Raw genomic sequence first — 25,221 nt, 5'->3', positions numbered from 1 at the left:
TATGGATGACAACTCATTTATCTCTTTTATATAAAGAAAATAAACAATTATTATCTCTTCACATATAAAAAACTTTAACAATAGAAGTGAGAGTGGTTCAGTATTCTTCTAAAAATAATAACTTATAAACCTAAAACAATGAAAGCCCTACCTCTCTTTCATCCTTACGGCTCCTCGTCCGTGCCAGTGTGAATCAGGATTGCAAAAATCAAGTAACTATTCTATCGAAGTGTTTAATTAAACTTCGAACATTCGTAAAGAATTTAAAAAATAAAAATGGATTTGATTGTAGTAATAACAAAAGAGGTTAATGCTCTAAAAGTGGTTTGAAAGAGTTGAATGTCTTTGAAATGATTAATTTTCTATAATTATGTTCCCAAAAAATTTGAAATATTTTTTGGGATGTAATAGATTATTTGTAATGAATCTTAACAAAAGCTTTTTATTTGACTTTCTGTGATACCGTCAATTAATCCCAGTTCACTAATCAAAAATTCGTGTGCGTTATCTAACATCTTCTTTTCGCTTGCATTAAGTGCTTTTTCTTTCTGCATACGTAGTAAATCACGTACAACTTCAGCACCTTCTTGTATTTTACCCGTCTTTATTTTATCAGTGTTCAATTTATACCTTTGTTTCCACGTAAGTAATCTATCAGATTCTCCATGTTGAAAAATATTCAATATGTGTGCTATTGCCGTTATATCCGTGATTGGTCGTATATTTGAGCTCAATATTCTTCCTGCCGGAATCATTATTTCCATATTACTACCCGACATTTTTATAACATAATACTGTTGTTTTTCTCCTGCGATTTCCTTCTCTTCTATGGCTTTAATTATACCTGCTCCCTGCATTGGATAAACAATGTTATCGCCAATTTGAAACAAATAATCCACCTCCATATATGGTAACCTTCTCAATCTTAACACACATTCATTTTTTTAGCAAAATTTTTATTTTATCATAAAATTATTTTTCATGTCAATCCTTTCAAACTAAGAAAATGAATCCGTAAAATAACACCAAAAACCCACAATTTTATTGACTTCTCCACACATACATATATTCTAACTTCAACTTCGCTTTTAACATAAAAACACATTACTACATACGAGTAGTAATGTGTTTTTTACGGCATCGGTAAATATTATCTATTCATTTCACGCCTACATACTAACCTGCTTACGAGCTGTTTCTCTCGCTAAAAGAAAACTCATAATCACTTGTGCAGCTACTCGACTCGTCATATCTCTGAAATCAAGGGTTGGATCAATTTCTACTATATCCATCCCTTGAACGAGCGGTTCTTTACCAAGAAATTCAATCGCATCAAGTAACGTCGTACTATCCATTCCGCCAGGACCAATCGCTGGACAACCTGGTGCAAATGCTTGATCTAGTACATCCATATCAAGAGAAATGTAAATAGAAGTCACGCCTTGCTTTCTTAATACTTCAATACTTTCCGTGATAATATCTTTGATTTCTCGCTCTCGTACATCTTTCATTGTATACACTGTCACGCCATGTTCTTTTGCATATTCATGGTACGCTCGTGCATTTGAAAAATTACGAATTCCGATTTGAACGAGTTGTTTTCCTGTAATGACATCATTTTCTAGTAGACTACGGAACGGTGTACCATTTGATGGGCCACCATCATCTAAATTACGTAAATCATGATGGGCATCAAATTGAATAATACCGATCTTTCCTTTACTGTTTGCAAACCCTGTTATACTCGGAAAACTAATCGAATGGTCACCACCAAGAACGATTGGTATCATGTTCGGATTTACTTTCGTTACATGACCAACTGTTTTCGCAATTCGGTTATGACTTTCTTTTATATCCGTCACATGCATCGTAATATCGCCGCAATCATATAAGACACTTTCTTTCATATCATGTTCTTCTGTAATTGCGTACGTGCTATATGCATCTAACATCGCACGAATTGTTTTTGGAGCAAAACTTGCTCCTGAATGACTAATAGATGGTTTAGAAAGGGGTGCTCCAATTAAGGCAGCACCGAATATTTCCACGCCTTCCTCCCAACCTTTAATCATCTCACTCCATTTCGTCACTTCACGATCAATAAACTTTGCATTTTTCTTTAAATAGTGGCCGTGCTCCACGATTGTTCACCTCTTGTATATGCGATATTACCATTCTTCCATACTGTATTTACATGACTTACGCCGTAATGATACGGTACGTAAGCATAATTGTAAGCATCCCATAAAACTAAATCCGCCTTGCGACCAACTCTAATTTTCCCAGCTACATCACCACGATTAATTGCGTAAGAAGAGTTAACTGTTACTGCATTCCAAACTTCTTCTGGTGTCATTTTCAGTTTAAGCATTGCGATGCTCATAATAAGCTGAATGTTCTCAGTTGGACAGCTACCTGGGTTAAAGTCTGTAGCTAATGCAACTGCAACACCTTCATCGATCATTTTACGTCCACGAGCAAAGCTTTCTTTATTTAAATAGAAAGTTGTTCCTGGTAATAAAGTCGCTACTGTATTAGAGTTTGCAAGCATTTCAATTCCTTTATCAGAAGCGCCAACTAAATGGTCCGCTGATGCTGCACCAATTTCAGCCGCTGCTTCCGCACCACCAAGTGGGTCGATTTCATCCGCATGAATTTTCACATCAAAGCCAAGCTCTTTCGCTTTTAATAAAAACTCTTTTGATTCTTCGACAGAGAACACACCTGTTTCGCAGAAAATATCAACGAATTCCGCTAACTGCTTCTCTTTCATTTCTGGTAGTAGGTCTAACATCCATTGTAAAAATTCTTTCGATCTACCTTTATACTCTTTCGGAACTGCATGAGCACCTAAAAATGTAGAAACTAAATCGATTGGATGCTCTTTTTGTAATTGCGCAGTTGCCTCCAATTGCTTCCATTCCGTCTCATCATCTAATCCGTAACCACTCTTCGCTTCTACAGTTGTAACTCCGAAAGATAGCATACGGTCTAAGTGGACTTTCGCTTTTTGAACAAGTTCTTCTTTGGACGCCTGTTTCGTTGCATTTACAGTTGAAAGAATACCTCCGCCTTGTTCTAAAATTTCTAAGTACGGAACTCCTTGTAATTTTAGTGCGATTTCATTTTCACGAGATCCACCGAATACAAGATGAGTATGCGGGTCAACAAGACCAGGAGAAACCATTTTCTCGCCGCAATCAATAACTTCTTTCGCTTGTAATCCTTTAGCTTCTTCCGCTGTTCCAACAAAAGTAATTACGCCGTTTTCAATTCCAACCGCACCGTTTTCGATAACAGGAAGCGTACTCATCGCTTCCCTTCTTAACAAGCCATCTTCTTGATCCATTGTTAGTAATTGACCGATATTTATTAGTAAAGTGTCCAGCATGTTTTCTCCTCCTTATTTCATCATCGGAATGTTAACACCTTTTTCTTTCGCAGTTTCCGCAGCTAAGTCATATCCTGCATCGACGTGACGAACAACACCCATTCCAGGGTCAGAAGTTAATACGCGCTCAATACGTTTTGCTGCCGCTTCTGTTCCATCTGCAACAATAACCATTCCAGCGTGAAGTGAATAACCCATACCAACGCCGCCACCATGGTGAACAGATACCCAGCTCGCACCGTTTACACTATTAATTAATGCATTTAAAATTGGCCAGTCTGCTACTGCATCACTACCGTCTTTCATCGCTTCTGTTTCACGGTTTGGAGATGCTACTGATCCGCAATCTAAATGGTCACGGCCGATAACGATCGGTGCTGATAATTCACCATTTGCAACCATTTCATTAATGATGCGACCAAATTTCGCGCGCTCACCGTAACCTAACCAACAAATACGTGATGGAAGACCTTGGAATTCAACTTGCTGACGAGCCATACGAATCCAGTTACATAAATGCTCATTGTCAGCAAATTCACGTAAAATTACTTCGTCTGTTTTATAAATATCTTCTGGATCACCAGAAAGTGCTACCCAGCGGAATGGTCCTTTTCCTTCGCAGAATAATGGACGGATAAATGCTGGAACGAATCCTGGGAAATCGAATGCATTTTTCAAACCTTCATCGAAAGCAACTTGGCGAATATTATTTCCATAATCAAATGTAATTGCACCTTTTGCTTGCATAGCAAGCATTGCTTCCACATGTTTTGTCATGCTTTCTTTTGATAATTGTACGTAACGTTCTGGATCTTCTTCACGAAGTTTTGCTGCTTCTTCTAATGTGTAACCTACTGGAATATAACCGTTTAATGGATCATGAGCAGATGTTTGATCCGTAACTAAATCTGGCGTAATATTACGCTTCACTAGTTCTGGTAAAATCTCTGCCGCATTTCCTAATAAACCAATTGAAATTGGTTCTTTCTTCTCTTTATACTCGTTCGCAACCGTTAATGCTTCTTCTAACGATTCTGTATACATGTCACAGTATCTCTTTTCAATACGACGATCGATGCTGCGCTTATCAACGTCAATAGCAATGACAACACCGCCATTCATCGTTACAGCAAGAGGTTGTGCACCACCCATACCACCTAAACCAGCAGTAAGTGTTACTGTACCTTTTAATGAACCATAGAAATGTTGACGTGCCGCTTCGCCAAATGTTTCATACGTTCCTTGTAAAATACCTTGTGTTCCAATATAAATCCAGCTACCTGCTGTCATTTGTCCGTACATCATAAGACCTTTTTTCTCTAGTTCACGGAAGTGATCCCAGTTCGCCCACTTTGGTACTAAGTTTGAGTTCGCTAACAGTACGCGAGGTGCGTCTTCATGTGATTTAAAAATGGCAACTGGTTTTCCTGATTGAACAAGTAATGTTTCATCGCTTTCTAACGTTTTTAATGAATCTACAATCGCATGGTAGCTTTCCCAGTTACGAGCCGCACGGCCAATTCCGCCATATACGACTAGTTCTTCTGGTTTTTCAGCAACTTCAGGATCTAAATTGTTCATTAACATACGAAGTGCAGCTTCTTGAACCCACCCTTTCGTTTGTAACTCTGTACCTCTTGGCGCGCGAATTGTTTGTTGTACTTTTTCCATTTCAATCTCTCCCTTTTCTCATTTTATAGTGCTGCGTTTACATCTAATCTTTCTTTTATCGAATAATTCGTTTTTAACCAATGCGTAATATTTTCAATATCTGTTGAGAATATACGGTCATTTGTAATAGAAGGTACTTGCTGACGACCTTGATGGTAGACGCTCTTCGTCACTGTACTCATGTTTTCAATACCGCGATATTCTGCTGCTTGCATCGCACAAATCATCTCAATTGAAAGAACACGTCTTGCATTTTGAATAATTTGATGTGCATGGCGTGAAGCAATTGTTCCCATACTTACGTGATCTTCTTGGTTAGCTGATGACGGGATTGAATCAACACTCGCCGGATGTGCTAACGTTTTATTTTCAGAAACAAGTGACGCTGCTGCGTATTGCATAATCATCGCACCAGACTGAAGTCCTGGTTCTGGACTTAAAAATGGAGGTAGATCATTTAATTGTGGGTTTACTAAACGCTCAATACGACGCTCTGAAATATTTGCAAGTTCCGCCATTCCTACTTTTAAGAAGTCCATCGCAAACGCAATCGGTTGACCATGGAAATTCCCACCCGAAATTACTTTTTCCCCACCATCAAAAATAAGTGGATTATCTGTTGCTGCATTCATTTCAATTTCTAATTTTTCTTTCACATAATTTAAAACTTGCCAAGAAGCACCGTGCACTTGCGGGATACAGCGAAGTGAATATGCATCCTGTACACGTAATTCTCCTTGTTTCGTTGTTAACTTACTATCATGAAGGATGTCACGAATTCTGCTCGCTACTTCCACTTGCTCTTTATAACCACGTGCTTTATGAACATTTTCATCAAATGCATCAATAATGCCTTGTAATCCTTCAATTGTCATCGAAGCAATGAGTTCAGCTTGATACGCCGTTGCTTCTGCTTCTATATAAGAAAGAACTCCTTGCGCTGTCATCGCCTGCGTACCATTAATTAATGCAAGCCCTTCTTTCGCTTCAAGTTCAATCGGCTCAAGACCTTCTTCTGTAAGAGCAACCATCGCATGAACGCGTTTTCCCTTATAGAACACTTCACCTTCGCCTAATAATACAAGCGCAAGATGAGATAAAGGTGCTAAATCGCCACTCGCACCAAGTGAACCTTGTTGCGGAACAACTGGGTGAATTTTACGATTTACAAACTCAAGAAGCATATTTACAACAAGCGGTCTAACGCCCGATACTCCTTTAAGCATCGTGTTCGCTCGTAAAATTAACATACCTCGTGATACTTCTTCAGGGAATGGATCACCTATCCCGCATGCATGTGACTGAATTAAATTGTGTTGAAGTGCCTTTACATCCTCTTTTTGGATAAGCACATCACTGAACTTTCCAAATCCAGTTGTAATACCGTAAACGACTTTTCCGTCCTCTACAATTTTCTCAACTACTTCGCGACACTCTGCCACCTTTTGCATACTATTTGGACAAGCTGTTACACCTTCTCCTTCAAGTAACAACCTCTTCATTTCTTCAATTGTCAATGTGTGTCCTGTTAACGTAATCATTCTTTTTCCTCCTTATAAAGGCAAAAGGGGACCTTATCTTTTTAAGACAGACTTCTGTCCTAAAGAATAAGGCCCCCTTCTAACTAATAGACTATGGGCAAATCATATGTGATTAATTCCTAAACCAATCGCCTCATGCTCAGATCCTTTTACAGGTGCACCAATCGTTCCATATAATGCAACAGCAACCCATTCGCCTTCTTTTTTTCCGTCGTATGGTGTGCCGCGCACAATCGCAAATCGAAGTCCTACTGTACGAAGAACGTCTGCTAACTGAATTTGACCTCTCGTCACTCCGTACAAAGCTTCCATAATTGCATGATAAAGTGCATGTGTTTCTCTGTAAACGTCTGTTTCAATAACTTGGTTGCTTTTAGCCGCTGTTTCCATTGCTGCTACAACTTTTTGCGAATTCATCGAACCCACTTTCCCCGTACAATACTTCCAACCTTTTGGAACAGATAATACAGGGCTTTCATTCTCATCCGCAAGTGCCAACAGCATGGCCATACGACCAATTCGATGTGTTCCTTGAAGAAGCATGTGACTCTCTCATTTCTTTTTAATTATTTGAATATTTCTTAATTTAAGAATATATGAAAACGTTTAAATCGTCAATAGTTTAAACTCACATTCAAACAATTTTTTCTTCTCTTTCATTTGTGTACACAAATTATTTACACAAATTTTTCAAGCGTGGTATAGTCTCACTAACAGATGCAAAGGGGCGAGATTTCAATGACGAAGCGAAAAGATATTCATTTTCGAATTGAAGAAAAATTACTTGAAAGGTTTGAATCTGCACTCCATTACGAAGGTTTAAAGAAAACCGACGTATTTACACATGCGATTCAGCAATTTTGCACGAAGGTGGAATGTGAAAAAATGAATGATGTAAAACGCCAATACAACGTAAGCAACCATTTACAAACACGTATCGATACGCATAAACATTACGAAGAAAAACAAGTGAATTTAGATGAAGTCGTCATGGGGCATTTACAACTTCAAGGAGACGAAAAAATATTAGAGGTTGGGTGCGCTAATGGGAATTTTCTTTCCCTTTTACAAACTAACGGTCATAAAGGACAACTAACTGGTTTTGATCAATCGAAAACGATGCTTTCTGAAGCTGCAATGAAGAATAGCATAATTGAATGGAGACCGGGTGACGCTGGTAAACTTCCTTTCGAAGCTAATTGCTACGACTGGATCATCGCAAGACATATGTTATATCACATGAAAGACGTCGAAAAAACAATCCAAGGATTCCATAAAGTAATTCGTCCCGGTGGCTCACTTTTAGCTACAACAAACTCTAACGTTACATTACCTCGTATAGTTGAAATTTGTAACCGCATGTTAGACGCATTTGATTTGCCGAAAACAACATCATCAGTCACTCCATTTTGTTTAGAAAATGGTAAAGAGATATTACAGTCTGTTTTTCCAACTGTTGAAGAAGCAGTTATTCATAATGCTCTCGTTTTTCATCATGCTACTCCGATTTTAAACTATATTTCTAGCATGTTTCCGTCACTAAATATACCTGATAATACACTTCTTCACGCGGAAATGAAGGAATGGCTAAAAGAAGAAGTAGAAAATGAATTGTCACTTCATAACGGTATATGGCGCGATCCGAAAACGTTAGCCATTTATCGATGTCAAAAAGAAAAAAGCTAGCATTAGCTAGCTTTTATACATTCTCAGGCAAAAGCTCCTCCATCATCACATTCCCCTTACCACTGTAAAAATTTATATTATGTTCGTTTGTTACTCCAAAATAAGAGGCAATCGCTATTCCAAATGGTACAAATGCATGCCCCTGTGCTGTAATAATATTTGAATGTTTCACAACTTCTTCATACACAAAATTTTCTACTGGAAAACAATCTAATTTTTTATAATCCATAGTTACTGTATACGAGATTTCTTTGAATAAGCCTGCTTTTGCTAGCGCATACGGTCCAGCACAAATAGCAGCTACTAATTTTTCTTGTTCGCGAAATTGACGAATAACTGAAAAGAGTCCTTCTGCATCCTTCATATGTATCACATCTCCGCCTGGAATAATAATCCCCTCATATTCTTCTACACACACTTCCCTTAATTCTATATGTGGTTGCACTTGCAAACCTGTTTCACTTATAATCAATTCATGCGTTAAGCCCGCTGTAATGATTTCATATTTATTTTTCAGCAATGCCGTTGCTACTGTTATTTCAAACTCCGCAAATGTTGGGTATACAAATAAAAGTATTTTTTTCATAACCCTCTCTCCTTTAACCAATCCATAAAATATACCTCTAAATCGTCCGCTGTTAATCTATTCGTGTCCACATAAGTTACCGGAAATTGTTTATACCAATCTTTTTCAGTTTCTACTAATTTAAATTGCTCCTCAAATGTATTTCTGTTTCTTGTTCTATCATTATTTTTTCTATCATATACATTCTTTTTCGTAACATCTAAATAAAAAATCGCATCCGAACGGCATTCTCTTAATTTATATAATTCATCTTTCAATTCAGTTTCTATATCCCACTCTTCCCCTATAATCGTTGGATAAAAGAGTGTATAAAACTCAATGTCTTCTGGTCCACGATCAAAAATTACGACTGAATCTTTCACTTTTTGAAACTCCTTTATTTTTGCTTTCATAAACATTTTTTGATTTGTAATAAACCCTTCTTTTGAGTTCATATCCAAATTTAGTTCTTTTCGTTTTTCTACAATCGGATAAGGATTTTCATATATAACTGAAAGCCCGCATCGCTCTAATCTTTTAGCCAATGTTGTTTTCCCGCTTGCCATCGGTCCTTGGAGTGAAATTACGTTTACCATTCCTCTCATTCCCTTGCATATTAGTATACCTATAATATACAGAATTTTGAAAACTATCAACAAAATATATACCATCTTGTTTCTTATTCTTATCTAACTTATAATAAAAAATAGAGATTATGACGGACGCATCAATAATGTAAGCTTGGAAACCCAAGCTTACATTATTTTTTGCTTTCCCTTTTCTAATAAAAAGAGTATACTAGATTAGAACGTATGTTCTTAATGATTACATACAGTAAGGAGATAAGACAATGGTATACGACACAAAAGCAATTTCTTGGAATGAGTCTTTAAAACAACTTCAACGCCGCTACACAAACAAACAAGTTGACCGAAAAGAATTTGAAGATATTGAACTGATGGAATTCTTCCGCGATAACGACTACATTTCTTTACCTACACATATAAGCGGCCTATCAACAAAGCGTTTTACTTCTTACTCTATTTTCACAACAGAAGATAAAGATCGTAAAGTTGGCACATTAATCATTGAATATGTAGAAGATGATAATAATAATTTATGTGTTGAACAACTATACTTTGTTTAAATGATAACGCTTGGTCAAAATGACCAAGCGTTCTTGCTTTCTATGAATCTCACTGTTTATAATATGAATAAAAGAAAACCATAATCATTAAGGGGGGATATACTTGCTCGAAGGATGGTTCAGTTGGTTTATTGTGCTATGGACTGTTATTTTATTAGGACTTATGTCTATTGGTGGATACTTTATGTTCAGAAAATTTTTAAAACGATTACCAAAAGAAGATGGTATGTCCATTTTAGATTGGGAAGAACACTACATAAATAAAACGAGACATTTATGGGCTGACGAACAAAAACAGTTGTTAGAAGAGCTTGTAAGTCCTGTTCCAGAACTATTTCGCGATGTTGCTAAATCAAAAATTGCTGGCAAAATCGGAGAACTGGCGTTACAAGAAAAAGCCTCTCAAATTACACAAGATTTAATTATTAAAGGGTATATTATTGCTACACCGAAGCGTGATCATAAATTTTTAGTGAAAAAACTACAAGAAAAAGAGATTGATTATTCTAACTATAGATCTTTACTCGCAAAGTAACTTCACATTATTTTCAATAAAAAGGACAGCGCCTTTGACGCTGTCCTTTTTATTTTATACATATAACGTTTTCAAGTTAGCTTCATATCTTTTTCATTATAAAAACCATCTTCTTTTTCCATTTCCTTCTGTAATTTCGTAAAGGAACGGTACATAGCAATTCTCCATGACACAATCATCGCGAAAGCTAATAAGAAGAACATACCACTAAGTTGTCCTAAATCAAGAGATTGGCTTAAGTATGTTTTAAATACAATCCTCACGACAAGTAATCCAATTAATATAAAAACAAATGCTTTTGAACGCTTCAAATAAATCTCTTGCCCTCTAATTTCAAATTTAGATGTTTTAATAAGAAAAATAGAGAAAAACAAACCGACGCCAATTGCTTCTAACATTTCTGCTGGAGTTAATCGAAATTCAGGAAAAACATACATCAATGCTCCCGTACTCATAAAAAATGGTGGAAGTATAATTTTTTTCAATGTTGCAGGTTTTTTAGCTGCTTTTAAACGAATAAACATCGCACCAACAGCCATACAAACAGCAACGATACTGGATAAAACAACTATGTTCATATTTTCTCATCCTTTTTTGTGGCTATATGCAAAATATACTTTCATTATATGCTTTTCCGTTAGTATTTCCAACATTTTCACAGAATAATACTAAAAACCGGTAAAACCACCAAATAAACTTGAGAAATATACGATAATTTTCGTCATCCAGTTAAAGTATAAGAAGACACCCATGACAATCATAACGTATCCTCCGATTTTCATAAACTTCATACTATTTCTTTTTATCCAGGACATTTTCGTAATAAAGAATGATAGTATGAAGAACGGGATAGCAAATCCAAGTATGTATGCAATCATATAAATCATTGCAGACTCTGGATTTGTTGCTGCTAATCCAATGACAGATACTAAAATAGGTCCAGTACAAGGCGTCCAGCCTGCAGCAAAGGCCAATCCAATTAGAACGGATCCAAAATAGCCACTCGGACGATTTTTAAACGTAAATTTACGGTCTTGCATTAAAAACTTTGGCTTAAACACACCGACAATAATAAGACCGAACACGATGATAAATATACCACCTAACTGTCTAATTAAATCTTTATAATCTGTAAAGATGCCTCCAATAAAACTTGTACCAAATCCAATTGCAATAAATATAATTGAAAATCCAAGTAAGAAAAACGCTGTATGTATCATACTTCTTTTGCGAAGCATTGCATTTTCTTCTTTCAACTCAGAAACCGACATACCTGTTATGTAAGATAAAAATGCCGGATAAAGCGGTAAGCAACATGGGGAAATAAATGATAAAAACCCAGCACCAAACGCTAAAAAAATACTGATATCTTGCATGATTCCACTCCTCTCCTTACATATTGTAGCAAAAACAAATAAAAATACTATGAACAATTCGTGAAATCACTTTTCCAACGTGACAATAAGAAAAACTACTCTTTCACACAGTTTCTAAAAAAACGTTTTCATTTCCTTCTATTATATAGAAACACTTCACTTGGATTACGAAACTCCTCTAATTATTATTAACATAACAAAGGTAACGTAGTTTCTCAAATGATTAGCATGTTACTAGTACGTCTATATACATATTGATTAAAAAATATTTTTTCAAATGCTGTCTTTATACAATACAAAGCTGATTTTACAATACTTTTATTATTATTAATTTCAAGATTATGCATAAATATCATACTTTTATTATTATTCTATAAAATGTCACACTTTTCTTTTATTTGACCCTCCATTTTTAATTTTGTATACTTCCCTCTAGTTATATATGTCCGTTACGGAACAATTTCATATAGATGGGAGGAATTTTTCATGCTTCGTTATTCTCTTTTAGTTTTATTAGGAGCGTGTAGTTATGGAATTTTAGCTATTTTCGTTAAACTTGCATATGCAGAAGGATTTTCACTTGGAGAGGTAATTGGTAGCCAATATTTGTTCGGTTGGATTATTTTGCTTGCTATTACACTTCTATTTTCTAGACATCGTGTTCCATTAAAACAAGCGTTAATTTTATTCGTTGCAGGTACATCTGCAAGTTTTACTGGGATTTTTTATTATGCTTCATTAAAAACTGTACCAGCATCTATTGCAATTATACTTTTATTCCAATTCGTTTGGGTCGGAATTATTATTGAAGCAGTCGCAACAAAAACATTACCTTCAAGAGAAAAGGTGATTTCCGTTATTTTCTTACTTGCAGGTACATTTTTATCAAGTGGTTTACTAGAAAAATCAGCAGGTGATTTCGATACGACTGGAATCATACTAGGCTTATTATCTGCTGTTACATTCGCAACATACATTTTCGTGAGTGGGAAAGTGGCTGTTGAAGTACCTTCATTACCGCGCGGTGTTCTTTTAATGGCTGGTGCTTTAACTTTAGTAATGATCGTATTCCCACCAACATTCATTTTTAGTGGTGCAATTTCTGAAGGACTTTGGAAATACGGTTTAGGTCTAGGAACATTTAGTATCGTTATTCCTTCTATAGCCTTTACAATCGGTATTCCAAAAATCGGTTCTGGCTTAGCGACTATTCTTGGTGCAGCGGAACTACCAGTTACAACAATCATGTCTGTATTCGTTTTAAAAGAAGCTGTACTATCTTCACAATGGATCGGTGTGTCACTTATTTTAGTTGGTATCGCAATCCCGCAAATTGCCTACGCAATGCGTGGACGTTATCAAAAACAGCATTCACATAAAAAATTGGCAGCATAAACGAGAGAGGATTTTCATTTGAGAATCCTCTCTTTTATTATTGTATACTTAATATACATACTTTATTTAAGAAAGAGGGCATTATAAGTGGCAGCAAATCTAGAGCAATTAAATGAGACGCTGATTTCTATTCGTCGAAATTTACATGAGCATCCAGAATTATCATACGAAGAATTTGAAACGACAAAAGCTATAAAAAATTGGTTAGAAGAGAAAAACATTACTATAATAAATTCTAGTTTAGAAACAGGCGTTATTGCTGAAATTTCGGGGAATAATAGCGGACCGCTTATAGCAATCCGTGCTGATATTGATGCCCTTCCTATTCAAGAAGAAACAAATTTGCCGTACGCTTCAAAAATTCACGGTAAAATGCATGCTTGTGGGCATGATTTTCATACAGCTGCTATTATAGGTGCTGCCTACTTATTAAAGGAAAAAGAATCTTCACTTAAAGGAACTGTTCGTTTTATATTTCAGCCAGCCGAAGAAAGTAGTAATGGTGCTTGCAAAGTTATTGATGCTGGACATTTACAAAATGTACAAGCTATTTTCGGCATGCATAATAAACCTGATTTGCCAGTAGGTACAATTGGTATTAAAGATGGTCCACTAATGGCCGGGGTTGATCGATTTGAAATCGAAATTCACGGTGTTGGTACACATGCAGCTGTACCAGATGCTGGGGTTGATCCTATTGTCGCATCCTCTCAAATTGTTATGGCACTGCAAACAATTGTAAGCCGAAATATAAGTTCATCTCATAATGCTGTTGTAAGTGTTACAAATATTCATTCAGGAAATACATGGAACGTTATTCCTGAAAAAGCAACATTAGAAGGAACAGTTCGCACTTTCCAAGCTGAAACACGTGAAAAGATACCAGCTTTAATGGAACGTATTATTCAAGGGGTTTCTGATGCATTAGGTGTAAAAACAGAATTTCGCTTTTATCCAGGTCCTCCTGCTGTTCATAACGATACATCTCTAACAAATTTATCGACTCAAGTTGCCGAAAAAATGAATTTAACTATCATCTCCCCTACCCCGTCAATGGCCGGAGAAGATTTTTCTTTTTATCAGCAAGAAATACCTGGTTCATTCGTCTTTATGGGAACGAATGGTACACATGAATGGCATCATCCAGCTTTCACAGTAGACGAGCGAGCATTATCTATAAGTGCAGAGTATTTCGCTTTCCTAGCCGAAAAAGCTCTTAAACAATTAACATAAAGAAAAGCCGTTAAGGGTGTGAAGTGCACTTAACGGCTTTTCTTATTAAGTTAAATCGCGTTTTAAAAATACTGTATAGGAAATGCTTAAAAATACAAATAAATAAAGTAATAACATACATGAAGCAAACGGGAATGTTACCCCATCAATAAAACTTCCATTCTTTGCAATACTGTATAAATCTGTGTTTGCTGGTAATAAATATTTCGCCCAATCATATCTAGTTGCTGCTAATAATGCAATATTTCCTGATAAAGCAAGAAATAGTGAAATACCAATCGCGCCCCCACTAGATCTTGTTAATACAGAAATCATAAATGCAAACGCTGCGTACACAATGGTCGGCAACCACGATAAAATATAATACTTACTAGCCTCCACAAAAATATTTTGTTTTATAATATTTCCATCTTGGAAAATAAGCTCGCTCCATGCAGGCTGTTGGAATTTATAAATAACAAGTCCACATAAAGTGGAGAAAATCATATTAAATAGAAACAATAACGCTGCAAATATTACAATTGCTAAAAATTTTGCTGTTAGAATTTTAAATCGACTCGCCGGACGGATCGTTAAAAATTTATATGTTCCCCAGCTATATTCATTCGCAAAAATTGTACTTGCATACACGAGGATAAATGGGAGCAATATTGGAAATACGATAAAACCTGTATCTCTCATGAAAGAAAGTGGAGAACTGCTTGCCGGTGCTGTATCTGTATCTAAATGCTTCATCTTAAGCTGATATTCCTTTACAAGCTCGTCCCCAGATTGTTCTGCTAAAATAGCTTCTTTTTTCATGCCTAGCTTTTTCTCTATTTCTACAGTTCGTTCTGTATAATCGGCTTTCCATCCTTTTGTTTCCGGTTCTAAATACTTGACCGTAACCCACCCTAATCCAATTATTAATACTGCAATAACTGCAAATGGAATAATCGTTCGCTTTCGCTTAAATATTTTATACAGTTCGTTATATACTAAATTAAACAATATCTTTTCCCCCTGTTAATTCTAGAAATTGCTCTTCTAACGTCTTTCTTTCTTCATATACACGATAAACTTGAATATTTTTCTCAAGCAATGTTCGAATAACATTTGGGATTTCTTCATCTTTTACATGAATAAGTAGATCATTACCTTTTATTAAAACATCTTGTTCTAACATTTCTGCCGCTTTATTCGCATCATCTACACGTATACGGATTGTCTCCATCTCTTCGCTTTGATTATGCTGAATATTTTGCGTCGCCACATATTCTCCGTGCTGAATAATAATAACTCTGTCACACATTAATTCAACTTCTGAAAGTAAATGACTAGATACAAGTACCGCTTTTCCTTGTTCATGTGCAATTTTCTTTATGTACATTCTCATTTCATGTATACCACTAGGGTCTAATCCATTCGTTGGTTCATCTAGTATTAATACATCTGGATCGTGAATAAGCGCCTGAGCAATTCCTAAACGTTGTCTCATACCGAGTGAATATGCTTTTACTTTACGATCAATTACTTGTCCCATCCCTAACAATTGCACTACTTCATCAATACGTTCTTCTGTCACATTACCATTCATTCGTCCGAAATATGTTAAATTTTCATATCCACTCAAAAAAGGATAAAACTCCGGCGTCTCAATTACCGCCCCAATTTTCGCGGCAGTTTTTTCAAATTGCTGTTTCACAGATTGACCATCAATCCACACTTCACCTTCTGTCATACGGATCATACCGACCATCATTCTCATTAAAGTCGTTTTTCCAGCACCGTTTGGTCCGAGTAAACCAACAACCTCGCCTTTTTTCACTTCAAAACTAATATTTTGTACAAGTGTCTTTGAACCGACTTTCTTCGTCAACCGCTCCACTTTTACAATTGATTGTTCATTTGTCATTCTATACAACCTTTCTTTCCCATTCTTTGTCAGGTCTTTTCACTGTAACATGATTATTTTTATGTGTAAAATAGAAAAAAGCATGATTTCTCATGCCTTTCCCTTGAAATGGAACGAATTTTTATCTTGTAAACTTTGAACAAATCGAAAACATTGTATCATCGATAATAGGACGATAACCATCATAACTATACTAACGACTACTACCGCATATATAGTAATTGGTGCACTATTTATTCCCTGTATGCCTACTATTTTCATAAAGATAATCGTGAATAATTTCAAAAATAACATTCCATGAACTAAACCGAAAATAAAAGCTGCTCCATAAATGAATAATTGCTCCTGACATAATAAACATAGTACTTCATTTCTGTTCCTATTCTCTGCTACATAAGATTTTAATTCTTCTCTCCTCACTTGCAGAAGAGAAAATGTTATTTTATATGTAGTAAAAATACATATGCAAATGAATACGATAAACAGCGTGTAAAAACATACTTGAAATAAAAGTATAGCCCCTAATTCCCTAGTAGCTACTTCATTAAATTGGAGTGATGTCATAAAAAACAAAATCATAGTACTCGTAGCAATCCATATAAATTGCTTCATCCTTTTGGCAGCAAATGTTCTTATATTTTTTCTCGCTAACCGACATAAAGACATAAATTTCTTCCCCTACCTTATAACATACGCATTCTATACTACTAGTGTATAAAAATATGACATTTTAAACATCGCACTACAATCTGAATCTTTTCTAAGCCTTTAGTCCTAGAAAAATAAAACGGTTAAAATTACATTTATATACTATAATTGTAAAAAGGAGGGGTTATATGCGTGTGAAATTGCTGTTTATTCTTTCTTTATTACTTTTCACTAGTTGTAATCCATTAAAAAATAGTGAAGGCTCCACTGTTAAACCACATAAGTTAACAAAATAGCAATCTGACATTTTACAAATGACTCCTATAGGTGAAGGAAATAGAATGTTTTATGATGTTACAATCAAAAATAATAAAGATGAACTTCAGGCTAAAATTGAATATTATCAAAATGGTAAAAAAGTAAAAGAAATCGCGAACATAGCTGCATCATATTTTGTAGAACAGAAAATAAAACTTTCTTTCATAGCACCAAATCTCCAATTTAACAACAATATACACGAAAAAGGTCAATGGTATATTCATATTGACGGTGGTTCCACGCTTGTTCCTGAAGATGAACCACCAAGCGTAAATAGTTCTGCAACTACTACAATTCAATCTGTAAAAAGTTTAAGATACAATCAGAAAACAATTTTGGCTGCTGTAATCCAATCAAGTAAAGAAACTGTAAGCGTCCCTACAATTGATGAAGAAACAGGTGTTGACCTCATCTTAAAAGAAAATGAACACGTTTATCTATTTAGTATCGAGCTAAAAAAAGAAAAATAAAGCGGAAATGCAATTTAAGTGCATTTCCGCTTTATTGTTTAACAAAGTGTAATTTTATACATCTGAATTAAACCGTTACTACTATTACTCCTCCTCTACTTCTATTCTTTTCTTCTCTCTTGCAATTTTTAAAAACTCTAAAAGCTCTGGATTGCTATTCATTTTTTTATAGGCTACTGACATTTCTGCAACAAAATTAGAATCACATAACTCTTTATATACAACTTCTGTTTTATACAATTTATTTGCCGATACAGGTATTACCGTAATTCCGATTCCTGCTGCTACAAGTCCCATAACTGTTTGATATTCCGTTGCTTCTTGTACAATGTGTGGACTAAATCCTACGTCGCGGCAAAGCGATAAAATTGTATCGTATAACGCTGGCCATACCGGTCTCGTAATAAATACGAACGGTTCGTCTCTTAAATCTTCAATATGTATTTCATCCTTTTCAGCAAGTGGATGTGCCTTCGGTAAACATAACGTACAAGAAAGCTTTTGAATTGGTTCTAACTCTAGTAATTGCGTTGGAATTGGCGGACGTAAAAAGCCAATATCAATACGGTTATCGTGAAGTGCATGCACCTGATCTGGCGTTGACAGTTCATGTAATGCAACAGACACTCTCGGAAATTTTTTTCTATACTCCCTTACGATTGATGGTAAAATATCATATATCGCCGCACCTACAAAACCAATTGAAAGAGAGCCCACTTCTCCCCTTTGGGCACTTTGTGCAACTTCTACTGCTTTATCAATTTGTTCGAACGCTTTTTTTACTTCTTTTAAAAACATTTCTCCAGCTTCTGTTAATTCAACTTTTCTCTTCGTTCTTGAAAATAACATAACTCCCATTTCTTTTTCTAATTGCTGAATTTGTTGACTAAGTGGTGGTTGTGTCATTTGTAAACGAGCAGCTGCTCGTCCAAAGTGTAACTCTTCTGCCACTACAACAAAATATTGCAAATGCCGTAATTCCATTTTGGACACCCTTTTCAATTTCAATTAATACGTCTAATATATTAATAACATATAATTTATATATTAGACAAACTTTTTGAATGAACGTATAGTAGAAATTGTTAATTCTTTTTTACAGTTTTTATGTAAAAAAAGAAAGAGGTGGTTACTGTATGAAATGGTGGAAATTAAGCGGACAAATTTTATTATTATTTTGTTTCGCTTGGACAGGTGAATGGATTGCAAAACAGGCACACCTCCCAGTTCCAGGAAGTATAATCGGTATTTTTTTATTGTTAATTTCATTAAAATTTAACCTAGTGAAAAAAGAGTGGATACAGGACGGAGCAGACTTTTTATTAAAAGAACTTATTTTATTTTTCATTCCTTCTGCAGTCGCTGTCATACGTTACAAAGATACACTATCACAATATGGAATCGATCTCATTTTAATTATTATGATTAGTACACTTTGTGTCACTCTCGTTACAGGACTCTTAACAGAATTGCTACTAAAGCGGAAAGGATCAACACAATGATCGGCTTTCTTTGTTTGCTATTAACACTATTCACATATTGGATATCGAAGAAAATGTATCAACGCTGGAATTGGAGCTTACTTTCTCCTCTTCTCGTCTGCCCTATTATTTTAATTGCTTTATTGCTCGGACTAGACACACCTTATGAAACATATGAAACAGGTGGTCAATGGTTAACAGAATTGTTAAAGCCTGCAACAGTTGCTTTTGCATGGCCAATCTATAAATACTTTGATTTATTGAAAAAACATGGACTAGCTATCTTACTTAATGTCATTGTCGGTTCGTTTTTATCAGTTATTACTTCAGCACTACTAGCAAATTATTTTCAAATTGATTCATCGTTAGAGCATAGTTTAGCACCTCATATTGTGACGACACCAATTGCAATGGCTATTTCAGAGATGATTGGTGGCATGTCACAATTAACAGCGGTATTTGTTGTTTTAACTGCGTTAACAGGAGCATTGCTCGGACCTTCTCTCATACGTATATGCCGTATTAAAACAGCGCTCGCAAAAGGTATTATGTTAGGTACGAGTGCTAATGGAACCGGTACATCAAAAGCATTCGAAATCGGCCCTGTAGAAGGCACGATTGCGAGTTTATCTATGCTTTTAACAGCAGGAGCTAGTTTAGTTATCGTTCCACTTTTCTTATCGTGGATACATTAAAAAAGCAAGTGTTTAAACACTCGCTTTTTTATTTATATATTTATTTAAAATCTCATAATCCTCCGGGAAAGATAGCGTTAATTCCTTCATTTCATCTATCCTTTTCCAAGCAATTTCATGTATTAACTCATCAGGATCTTGGATTTCCATACTACCACCTATTTTTTTAACGAGATAATAATGAACGTATACAGGAACTCCGTATGTAATACCTTCTTTTTCGTATATTTTATTTACAACTTCCACATTGTAACCTGTTTCTTCCCAAACTTCTCGAATACAACATTCTTCTAGTGTTTCTCCCTTTTCAAGCCCGCCACTTGGAACAGACCACCTTTTTTCTTCCCCTTCTTTTCCTTGTAACACCATTAGAACTTCATTTCTTTCATTTACACATACTGCTGCACAACCTATCCATCTTTCCATATACATCCCTCCCCTACTACTATTCGTCTTCCTTATTATTTTCCCCTTGAAAAAAGAGGAAAAAAGGAAAACGATGACGAAAACTTACATCAACTTCATAGACAATCCCTTCTTAGAAATTAAAAACGGAAGGATGAAAATATGATTTCTAAATATGTTGTGGAATGTGTCTTTTGTGAAGAAAATCGAACACCTCGCCAAGCTATCGTAACAGTTCCCGCCACTACTCAGCTACTAGCCATTGAAAAAGTGCGTGCGGAATGTAAACGTCGTTTTGGAAAAGCTTTATTATTGCAAACAGAAATTAAAGAAGAAATAGCTTTTGAAAAAAAAGAAAGCCGACCATAAATTGGTCAGCTTTCTTATCCGATCATATTTTCACATGAAGATTAGGGGCATCCTCTTTAAGGATCGGGATTTTCCCATTATGTACGTTCCACAATGGTCATCGAACAATATATTTCTATGCAATTAAATATTGAATAGAATAGGGCAAAACTTGTTCGCATTTTTAGAAAAGGGATAGGGATATAATTCAAGTAGTACTTCGAATACTCGAACTTTACACTCATTATATTAAAGCAAATCCTTTTATATGGGAAATATGAATTACTTACATAATTCATTCGTAAAACATATTAGTTTGCTATATTATTTTTATTCCATCAATAACATACATCCAGCTAAAACGGGTGTCATAATCATTGAAAACTTCAAAAGCATACGTGGTGCATAATTTGTAAACTTCGCCCCGATATACGCTCCTAACATCGTCCCAATTAATACTTGCAATAACAATATATAATCTAGATACCCTTCTGAACTATATCCTAGCCCACCTCCAATCGCAATCGGCAATATAACAAGCATTGTTGTTCCTACAGATTGCTGAATCGTTAGTCCTAATAGAACCATTAATCCAAGTTGAATAAACGGTGCAGAACCAATCCCGAATGAACCGGCCATCATTCCAGTGACTAATCCTAGACATATACATTTTATCATGTTTTCTTTTGAAAATTTTTTAACTTCTACTAAAAGTAATTCTTCCCTATTTTGAAACTTAATTAATTTAATAAACATAAAAATTGCCGATAAAAATAGCATACCCGCTGTAAACCAATGAAGAAGATGCGCTGGTATAAGAGCACCGAACTTAGAACCGATATAAGAACCAATCGCGCCAAACCCACCAACAATCCCGCCTATAATAAGCACAACATTTCCTTCCCTGTAATGACTTATAACCCCAGATAATGTCGTAAATGCCATTGCAGTTAAAGACGTTGCGAGCGCAACGTGAATAGGAATATGGAATATTAAAGTGAGCATCGCGATAATAAAACCGGCTCCCCCAGCTCCAACAAATCCTAATAAAATACCCATTACTAACATCGTTATAATAATTGCCACAGACTTTCCCTCCAGTAAAGCAATTATCCATCATATTCTTCCTTGCATACAAATAAAAAGCATCCTAGATGGATGCTTTTTATTTCAATAATATGTACTTAATCTTGATTAATCAAAATAACCGCAGGGCCAGCGACTACTACTCCAGCTACTTCTATCTTTTCAAATTCTTTTACTGTAATAGATATAACTCCTTCTCTTTCCATTAATTCTTTACTCAGGACATCAGTCGGGATTGCTTTCACCGTCTTACCTCCTTTTCATTTATACAATATGATAAAGTGAAACTTTGAAGTGAGAATCTTATCGCCCGCAAATAGCGAGATAAAAACAACCCAATGCATCTATATATATGCATCACCTCCACTTTCATTCCTTATTCCACTCAAAATCCTTCTCTCCCTTCCGTAACATATTGAAAAATAAAAAAGAAGCTATAACATATAGCTTCTCTCTAAATTTATTTAGTCTCTTAGCACCTCATATTTCATAACTCTACCATCTCTATCAAATTGTAAAACAAGCTGTTCACTATCTATTGGAATAAAGCCACGTTCATTTCCAAGATAGTACGAAGTGATAACCCCGCTTTCTCCATTTCTCGTTTCAGTAGGCGTTCCTAATAATTGTGTAATTTCTTCATTTGATTTCCCTGTTAATTTATATTTTTGTAATAGATCATCTACCATATGTACCCGTTTATCTTCAGCATGTAACCACCGATCTTGATTAAACTTAGAAGTGTATGTATTCATACTTAATTGCGCAGTGCACACCATTAACGGAATGAGTGCTACTATTAATACTCCCGACATTTGCTTCTTTTCTTCATTACGATTTTTAGAAACATATAAGATAGATTTTTGAATCATGATTAATAAAGCAAATGGCATGATTACTACAAACATACTCTTTACACTTAATGACGTATGAGCTATATCGATAATGTAAATAAACGCAAAATACATTAGTATATACAAACAAACATAAACATACAAAATACCCCTCAATATAGAACTCAGAAATCCCACCCCTTTTTAATTCCTTTTATAATTCATTCGGTTAATGATTTCTCGAAGTTTTTCTAACTCTTGATCTGTATATATTACTTTCCCTGTTAAGATCTCATTTCTGAAGAACGTTACAATTTGCTCTCTATCTTTTAATCTCGGCGTTTTTTCTTCAGAAAGATCTAGCACTTCTTTCCCACTTTCATTATAAAAATATACAATCGGTTTTACGTTTTCTTTAACAATATCAACCTGTATTTCATTCAAACAATTGTATAGAATATGAGATAGTTCTTTCGCTCTATATACTGGATTCCCTTCATTTTTCACTTGTATCGTTAATGAATCTTCACCTGTAATGCATTCAAACGTCTCTTCTTTCTCTACTTCTTGTTGATACTTGCCAATTTCATCAATCATAAATGAATATATACTAGCATTTCCTTTCGTTAAGCCATGAATTAATTTCCCTGTCCATTCTTTCGTCTCAAGTAGATACATACCCGTTTTACTTAAGACAAGATGATGAATTCGAAAATCATTTCCTCCGTGCTGATTTCCAATAAAAACATTCGGCATAATATGAAATTCATTATCTAGTATTATGCCTTGTTCTACGAAGCCTCGCTTCATATAATGTAATGTTTCGTGTGTATTCACTTCAGCTCCATTTTTCGTATACTCTCGCAAATTTGCAATTAACTTTTGAAACATATGTATTTCGTTACTATGTTTATCTTGCATTTCACTACGTTCTTTACTATGTTGCATAGCTAATTGATTCTTCATCATACGCATATTTTCAAGTTCTCTAGCTGCACTTATTTGTAAATCATTGTATTTCTTCTGTTCCATATTTTTCAATGTATTTTGTTGTTCTTTATGCTCTGTAACCGTAGCTGCAATTTCGTTTTCATACGTTTCAATTGCTTGTTTCTTTTCAAATTCTACTTGCTGACTCTCTGATTCTAGCTGTTTATTTTTATAGAACAGCACGAATACTACAGCTAATAATATTAAAACAACACCTATTAGCACATAATCCATATTTTTACTCCTTTATTTTATTTTTTATAAATATACATTATATTATACTATGCTTTCAATATACACTTTGTAAAAATTACATATTTATAATAAAAGGCATCTCAGGCGAGATACCTTCTGCGTTCATTTTATTGTACACCATAATGAATATAACTTGAATCATCGTATATCCATTGATTTCCACCTAGACCAAGCCATCCATCTTGCTTACACCATACTCGATATGCCTCACCATGATGTAATTGTCTTATAACATTTCCATTTAATGATGGAGCATCCCGCAGATTCACATTATCACCAGTAATAGTCGCCACATAATGTTTATACTGAACATAACTTGAATCATCGTATATCCATTCGTTTCCACCTAAAGCAAGCCAGCTACCTTGTTCACTCAAAACTTCATATGATTCGCCACGATTTAGCTGACGGATTACACTAGATTGTAAAGATGGTCCACTCCGTAAATTTACATTATCACCATTAATGACAGCAACACCGTAAACTGCAGTAGCATTAGTAGGAGGTGAAACATTTCCACCACTTGCTCCGCTCCCTTGTAAAGCTTCTATCGAGACGGCTGCTGATACGTCACAATTTCCTACACCTGAAATTTGACCAGAATCTGTGTATTGCCATGCTGTCCACTCTGTCCATCCACCAGCATCAGCAGGCGGTGTACTAGAATATCTAGAAATCCAAAGTGGAATATCACTTAATCCACTAATCCCAAACTCATTAATATACCAAACACCTGTATATAGCATGACATTTTTTCCAGTAGCTTGTTTCACATAATCTATAAAACTTCTTGCCCAATTAGATATAGCGGTACCTGTCAAATTACTATTACTCGGATCTGTTGGTGATTCTAAATCTAGAACTGGAATTAAGTCTGTCTGATTGCTTTGTAATATACTCACAAAATATTTTGCTTCTGAAATTGCATCATTTTGTTCTGGATGCGCAAAATGATATGCACCAATCAATACATTTGCATTTTTTGCAGCCTGTACATTTTGAACAAAAGTCGGATCAATGTAATTCACACCTTCTGTCGCTTTTGCATACGCCGCTTGAATACCTGATGCCTTCACAGCATTCCAATCAATACTTCCTTCCCAATGAGACACATCGATAAACGTAACATTTGAACTAGACCTATCTTGCATATGAAAGCTCCTATCAAATTTTTTCATTTCGTATACATACAATATGTACAACTTTTATAAAGGGTCACGACGTTTATACTATAGATATAAAGCGTCAACATATTTTA

General features: G+C 35.3%; 28 protein-coding genes and 2 pseudogenes. 9 read left to right on the top strand and 21 right to left on the bottom strand.

What is annotated here, in order from left to right; genetic code table 11:
- Nucleotides 1-428 precede the first annotated feature (428 nt).
- The 6 genes from QCI44_RS09680 to hutP form a co-directional block, all read right to left on the bottom strand.
- Complete coding sequence (locus tag QCI44_RS09680) at nt 429-890, bottom strand: CarD family transcriptional regulator (protein ID WP_170959991.1); 462 nt, start codon at nt 888-890, stop codon at nt 429-431.
- Nucleotides 891-1,169: 279 nt separating this feature from the next.
- Nucleotides 1,170-2,141 (bottom strand): formimidoylglutamase, encoded by a 972-nt coding sequence (gene hutG, locus QCI44_RS09675; RefSeq protein WP_016086787.1) that lies wholly within the window; start codon nt 2,139-2,141, stop codon nt 1,170-1,172.
- Nucleotides 2,120-3,391, bottom strand: coding sequence for an imidazolonepropionase (gene hutI, locus QCI44_RS09670; protein ID WP_098986555.1), 1,272 nt, complete (start codon nt 3,389-3,391; stop codon nt 2,120-2,122). Before hutI ends, hutG begins: the two co-directional genes overlap by 22 nt.
- Before the next feature lie 12 nt (nt 3,392-3,403).
- The gene (gene hutU, locus QCI44_RS09665; RefSeq protein ID WP_098986556.1) at nt 3,404-5,062 is read right to left on the bottom strand and encodes a urocanate hydratase; all 1,659 of its coding nucleotides are present in this window, start codon (nt 5,060-5,062) and stop codon (nt 3,404-3,406) included.
- A 23-nt stretch (nt 5,063-5,085) separates the two neighbouring features.
- The gene (hutH, locus tag QCI44_RS09660; protein ID WP_353811091.1) at nt 5,086-6,603 is read right to left on the bottom strand and encodes a histidine ammonia-lyase; all 1,518 of its coding nucleotides are present in this window, start codon (nt 6,601-6,603) and stop codon (nt 5,086-5,088) included.
- 102 nt (nt 6,604-6,705) lie between these two features.
- Nucleotides 6,706-7,146 (bottom strand): histidine utilization transcription antiterminator HutP, encoded by a 441-nt coding sequence (gene hutP / locus QCI44_RS09655; RefSeq protein WP_016086783.1) that lies wholly within the window; start codon nt 7,144-7,146, stop codon nt 6,706-6,708.
- A gap of 195 nt (nt 7,147-7,341) precedes the next feature.
- On the opposite strand from hutP, the gene QCI44_RS09650 reads away from it, so the two are divergent.
- On the top strand, nt 7,342-8,289 hold the full coding sequence (locus QCI44_RS09650; RefSeq protein WP_116349037.1) for a class I SAM-dependent methyltransferase: 948 nt from the start codon (nt 7,342-7,344) through the stop codon (nt 8,287-8,289).
- Between the two features lie 13 nt (nt 8,290-8,302).
- Here the strand turns inward: QCI44_RS09650 and QCI44_RS09645 are convergent, their stop codons facing one another.
- Both QCI44_RS09645 and QCI44_RS09640 read right to left on the bottom strand, forming a co-directional pair.
- Nucleotides 8,303-8,875 carry a DJ-1/PfpI family protein gene (locus QCI44_RS09645; protein ID WP_016086781.1) on the bottom strand — a complete coding sequence of 191 codons (573 nt, stop codon included), beginning with the start codon at nt 8,873-8,875 and terminating at the stop codon, nt 8,303-8,305.
- Nucleotides 8,872-9,459, bottom strand: coding sequence for an AAA family ATPase (locus tag QCI44_RS09640; RefSeq protein ID WP_098413090.1), 588 nt, complete (start codon nt 9,457-9,459; stop codon nt 8,872-8,874). The genes QCI44_RS09645 and QCI44_RS09640 overlap by 4 nt, the downstream gene beginning before the upstream one ends.
- A 245-nt stretch (nt 9,460-9,704) precedes the next feature.
- On the opposite strand from QCI44_RS09640, the gene QCI44_RS09635 reads away from it, so the two are divergent.
- Nucleotides 9,705-10,001, top strand: coding sequence for a hypothetical protein (locus tag QCI44_RS09635; protein WP_016086779.1), 297 nt, complete (start codon nt 9,705-9,707; stop codon nt 9,999-10,001).
- A gap of 103 nt (nt 10,002-10,104) precedes the next feature.
- Nucleotides 10,105-10,536, top strand: a complete 432-nt coding sequence (locus QCI44_RS09630; RefSeq protein WP_016086778.1) for a DUF2621 domain-containing protein — start codon at nt 10,105-10,107, stop codon at nt 10,534-10,536.
- Nucleotides 10,537-10,607: 71 nt separating this feature from the next.
- Here QCI44_RS09630 and QCI44_RS09625 read toward each other — a convergent pair whose 3' ends face one another.
- The 3 genes and pseudogenes from QCI44_RS09625 to QCI44_RS09615 all read right to left on the bottom strand — a co-directional run bounded on the left by QCI44_RS09625 (nt 10,608) and on the right by QCI44_RS09615 (nt 12,072).
- Nucleotides 10,608-11,114: a CcdC family protein gene (locus QCI44_RS09625; protein WP_001028639.1), complete on the bottom strand. Its 507-nt coding sequence runs from the start codon at nt 11,112-11,114 to the stop codon at nt 10,608-10,610.
- Nucleotides 11,115-11,204: 90 nt separating this feature from the next.
- The gene (gene ccdA / locus QCI44_RS09620; RefSeq protein WP_016086777.1) at nt 11,205-11,912 is read right to left on the bottom strand and encodes a cytochrome c-type biogenesis protein CcdA; all 708 of its coding nucleotides are present in this window, start codon (nt 11,910-11,912) and stop codon (nt 11,205-11,207) included.
- A gap of 16 nt (nt 11,913-11,928) precedes the next feature.
- Nucleotides 11,929-12,072, bottom strand: a pseudogene (locus QCI44_RS09615) (peptidase T).
- Nucleotides 12,073-12,398: 326 nt separating this feature from the next.
- Here QCI44_RS09615 and QCI44_RS09610 point away from each other — a divergent pair.
- Together QCI44_RS09610 and QCI44_RS09605 are read left to right on the top strand one after the other, a co-directional pair.
- A complete protein-coding gene (locus QCI44_RS09610) occupies nt 12,399-13,307 on the top strand; it encodes an EamA family transporter (protein ID WP_098986558.1) in 909 nt (302 codons plus the stop codon).
- An 87-nt stretch (nt 13,308-13,394) separates the two neighbouring features.
- Nucleotides 13,395-14,540 (top strand): M20 peptidase aminoacylase family protein, encoded by a 1,146-nt coding sequence (locus QCI44_RS09605; protein ID WP_098486197.1) that lies wholly within the window; start codon nt 13,395-13,397, stop codon nt 14,538-14,540.
- Between the two features lie 45 nt (nt 14,541-14,585).
- Here QCI44_RS09605 and QCI44_RS09600 read toward each other — a convergent pair whose 3' ends face one another.
- The 3 genes from QCI44_RS09600 to QCI44_RS09590 form a co-directional block, all read right to left on the bottom strand.
- Entirely contained in the window at nt 14,586-15,530 is a 945-nt protein-coding gene (locus tag QCI44_RS09600; RefSeq protein ID WP_088084117.1) for an ABC transporter permease, read from the bottom strand.
- Nucleotides 15,523-16,434 carry an ABC transporter ATP-binding protein gene (locus tag QCI44_RS09595; RefSeq protein WP_016086773.1) on the bottom strand — a complete coding sequence of 304 codons (912 nt, stop codon included), beginning with the start codon at nt 16,432-16,434 and terminating at the stop codon, nt 15,523-15,525. Before QCI44_RS09595 ends, QCI44_RS09600 begins: the two co-directional genes overlap by 8 nt.
- 90 nt (nt 16,435-16,524) lie before the next feature.
- The gene (locus QCI44_RS09590; RefSeq protein ID WP_088084118.1) at nt 16,525-17,100 is read right to left on the bottom strand and encodes an ABC transporter permease; all 576 of its coding nucleotides are present in this window, start codon (nt 17,098-17,100) and stop codon (nt 16,525-16,527) included.
- Nucleotides 17,101-17,270: 170 nt separating this feature from the next.
- Between QCI44_RS09590 and QCI44_RS09585 the strand changes: the two are divergent.
- Nucleotides 17,271-17,870 (top strand): annotated as a pseudogene (locus QCI44_RS09585) (histidine kinase).
- A gap of 84 nt (nt 17,871-17,954) precedes the next feature.
- Here the strand turns inward: QCI44_RS09585 and alsR are convergent.
- Complete coding sequence (alsR, locus tag QCI44_RS09580; protein ID WP_088084120.1) at nt 17,955-18,854, bottom strand: acetoin biosynthesis transcriptional regulator AlsR; 900 nt, start codon at nt 18,852-18,854, stop codon at nt 17,955-17,957.
- Nucleotides 18,855-19,006: 152 nt separating this feature from the next.
- Here alsR and QCI44_RS09575 point away from each other — a divergent pair, with 152 nt between their 5' ends.
- Together QCI44_RS09575 and QCI44_RS09570 are read left to right on the top strand one after the other, a co-directional pair.
- Complete coding sequence (locus tag QCI44_RS09575; protein WP_000872363.1) at nt 19,007-19,372, top strand: CidA/LrgA family holin-like protein; 366 nt, start codon at nt 19,007-19,009, stop codon at nt 19,370-19,372.
- Nucleotides 19,369-20,046, top strand: a complete 678-nt coding sequence (locus tag QCI44_RS09570) for an LrgB family protein (protein ID WP_016086768.1) — start codon at nt 19,369-19,371, stop codon at nt 20,044-20,046. Before QCI44_RS09575 ends, QCI44_RS09570 begins: the two co-directional genes overlap by 4 nt.
- Nucleotides 20,047-20,058: 12 nt before the next feature.
- Here QCI44_RS09570 and QCI44_RS09565 read toward each other — a convergent pair whose 3' ends face one another.
- Nucleotides 20,059-20,472 carry an NUDIX hydrolase gene (locus QCI44_RS09565; protein WP_016086767.1) on the bottom strand — a complete coding sequence of 138 codons (414 nt, stop codon included), beginning with the start codon at nt 20,470-20,472 and terminating at the stop codon, nt 20,059-20,061.
- 141 nt (nt 20,473-20,613) lie between these two features.
- Between QCI44_RS09565 and QCI44_RS09560 the strand changes: the two genes are divergently transcribed.
- On the top strand, nt 20,614-20,820 hold the full coding sequence (locus QCI44_RS09560; RefSeq protein WP_016086766.1) for a DUF3903 domain-containing protein: 207 nt from the start codon (nt 20,614-20,616) through the stop codon (nt 20,818-20,820).
- A gap of 309 nt (nt 20,821-21,129) precedes the next feature.
- On the opposite strand, the gene QCI44_RS09555 is transcribed toward QCI44_RS09560, so the two are convergent.
- The 5 genes from QCI44_RS09555 to QCI44_RS09535 form a co-directional block, all read right to left on the bottom strand.
- The gene (locus QCI44_RS09555) at nt 21,130-21,885 is read right to left on the bottom strand and encodes a sulfite exporter TauE/SafE family protein (RefSeq protein WP_098986559.1); all 756 of its coding nucleotides are present in this window, start codon (nt 21,883-21,885) and stop codon (nt 21,130-21,132) included.
- Nucleotides 21,886-21,983: 98 nt separating this feature from the next.
- A complete protein-coding gene (locus QCI44_RS09550; protein ID WP_000644411.1) occupies nt 21,984-22,130 on the bottom strand; it encodes a BC1881 family protein in 147 nt (48 codons plus the stop codon).
- A gap of 219 nt (nt 22,131-22,349) precedes the next feature.
- The gene (locus tag QCI44_RS09545) at nt 22,350-22,916 is read right to left on the bottom strand and encodes a hypothetical protein (RefSeq protein WP_016135169.1); all 567 of its coding nucleotides are present in this window, start codon (nt 22,914-22,916) and stop codon (nt 22,350-22,352) included.
- Between the two features lie 6 nt (nt 22,917-22,922).
- Complete coding sequence (locus tag QCI44_RS09540) at nt 22,923-23,942, bottom strand: nuclease-related domain-containing protein (protein ID WP_016135170.1); 1,020 nt, start codon at nt 23,940-23,942, stop codon at nt 22,923-22,925.
- 128 nt (nt 23,943-24,070) lie between these two features.
- Nucleotides 24,071-25,114 (bottom strand): GH25 family lysozyme, encoded by a 1,044-nt coding sequence (locus QCI44_RS09535; RefSeq protein ID WP_016086762.1) that lies wholly within the window; start codon nt 25,112-25,114, stop codon nt 24,071-24,073.
- Nucleotides 25,115-25,221 lie beyond the last annotated feature (107 nt).

The organism is Bacillus cereus group sp. RP37 (assembly GCF_040459695.1).
Taxonomy (GTDB): domain Bacteria; phylum Bacillota; class Bacilli; order Bacillales; family Bacillaceae_G; genus Bacillus_A.
This window is presented reverse-complemented; position numbering and strand designations above follow the sequence as displayed.

Bases quoted from the DNA above. Each gene is read 5' to 3' on its own strand.
- QCI44_RS09560 (WP_016086766.1), top strand. From the start codon at position 20,614: ATGATTTCTAAATATGTTGTGGAATGTGTCTTTTGTGAAGAAAATCGA.
- alsR (WP_088084120.1), bottom strand. From the start codon at position 18,854: ATGGAATTACGGCATTTGCAATATTTTGTTGTAGTGGCAGAAGAGTTA.
- hutP (WP_016086783.1), bottom strand. From the start codon at position 7,146: ATGCTTCTTCAAGGAACACATCGAATTGGTCGTATGGCCATGCTGTTG.
- QCI44_RS09625 (WP_001028639.1), bottom strand. From the start codon at position 11,114: ATGAACATAGTTGTTTTATCCAGTATCGTTGCTGTTTGTATGGCTGTT.
- QCI44_RS09595 (WP_016086773.1), bottom strand. From the start codon at position 16,434: ATGACAAATGAACAATCAATTGTAAAAGTGGAGCGGTTGACGAAGAAA.
- QCI44_RS09535 (WP_016086762.1), bottom strand. From the start codon at position 25,114: ATGCAAGATAGGTCTAGTTCAAATGTTACGTTTATCGATGTGTCTCAT.
- QCI44_RS09650 (WP_116349037.1), top strand. From the start codon at position 7,342: ATGACGAAGCGAAAAGATATTCATTTTCGAATTGAAGAAAAATTACTT.
- QCI44_RS09640 (WP_098413090.1), bottom strand. From the start codon at position 9,459: ATGAGAGGAATGGTAAACGTAATTTCACTCCAAGGACCGATGGCAAGC.
- QCI44_RS09565 (WP_016086767.1), bottom strand. From the start codon at position 20,472: ATGGAAAGATGGATAGGTTGTGCAGCAGTATGTGTAAATGAAAGAAAT.
- ccdA (WP_016086777.1), bottom strand. From the start codon at position 11,912: ATGCAAGATATCAGTATTTTTTTAGCGTTTGGTGCTGGGTTTTTATCA.
- hutU (WP_098986556.1), bottom strand. From the start codon at position 5,062: ATGGAAAAAGTACAACAAACAATTCGCGCGCCAAGAGGTACAGAGTTA.
- hutI (WP_098986555.1), bottom strand. From the start codon at position 3,391: ATGCTGGACACTTTACTAATAAATATCGGTCAATTACTAACAATGGAT.
- QCI44_RS09570 (WP_016086768.1), top strand. From the start codon at position 19,369: ATGATCGGCTTTCTTTGTTTGCTATTAACACTATTCACATATTGGATA.
- QCI44_RS09635 (WP_016086779.1), top strand. From the start codon at position 9,705: ATGGTATACGACACAAAAGCAATTTCTTGGAATGAGTCTTTAAAACAA.
- QCI44_RS09610 (WP_098986558.1), top strand. From the start codon at position 12,399: ATGCTTCGTTATTCTCTTTTAGTTTTATTAGGAGCGTGTAGTTATGGA.
- QCI44_RS09590 (WP_088084118.1), bottom strand. From the start codon at position 17,100: ATGTCTTTATGTCGGTTAGCGAGAAAAAATATAAGAACATTTGCTGCC.
- QCI44_RS09540 (WP_016135170.1), bottom strand. From the start codon at position 23,942: ATGGATTATGTGCTAATAGGTGTTGTTTTAATATTATTAGCTGTAGTA.
- hutH (WP_353811091.1), bottom strand. From the start codon at position 6,603: ATGATTACGTTAACAGGACACACATTGACAATTGAAGAAATGAAGAGG.
- QCI44_RS09645 (WP_016086781.1), bottom strand. From the start codon at position 8,875: ATGAAAAAAATACTTTTATTTGTATACCCAACATTTGCGGAGTTTGAA.
- QCI44_RS09575 (WP_000872363.1), top strand. From the start codon at position 19,007: ATGAAATGGTGGAAATTAAGCGGACAAATTTTATTATTATTTTGTTTC.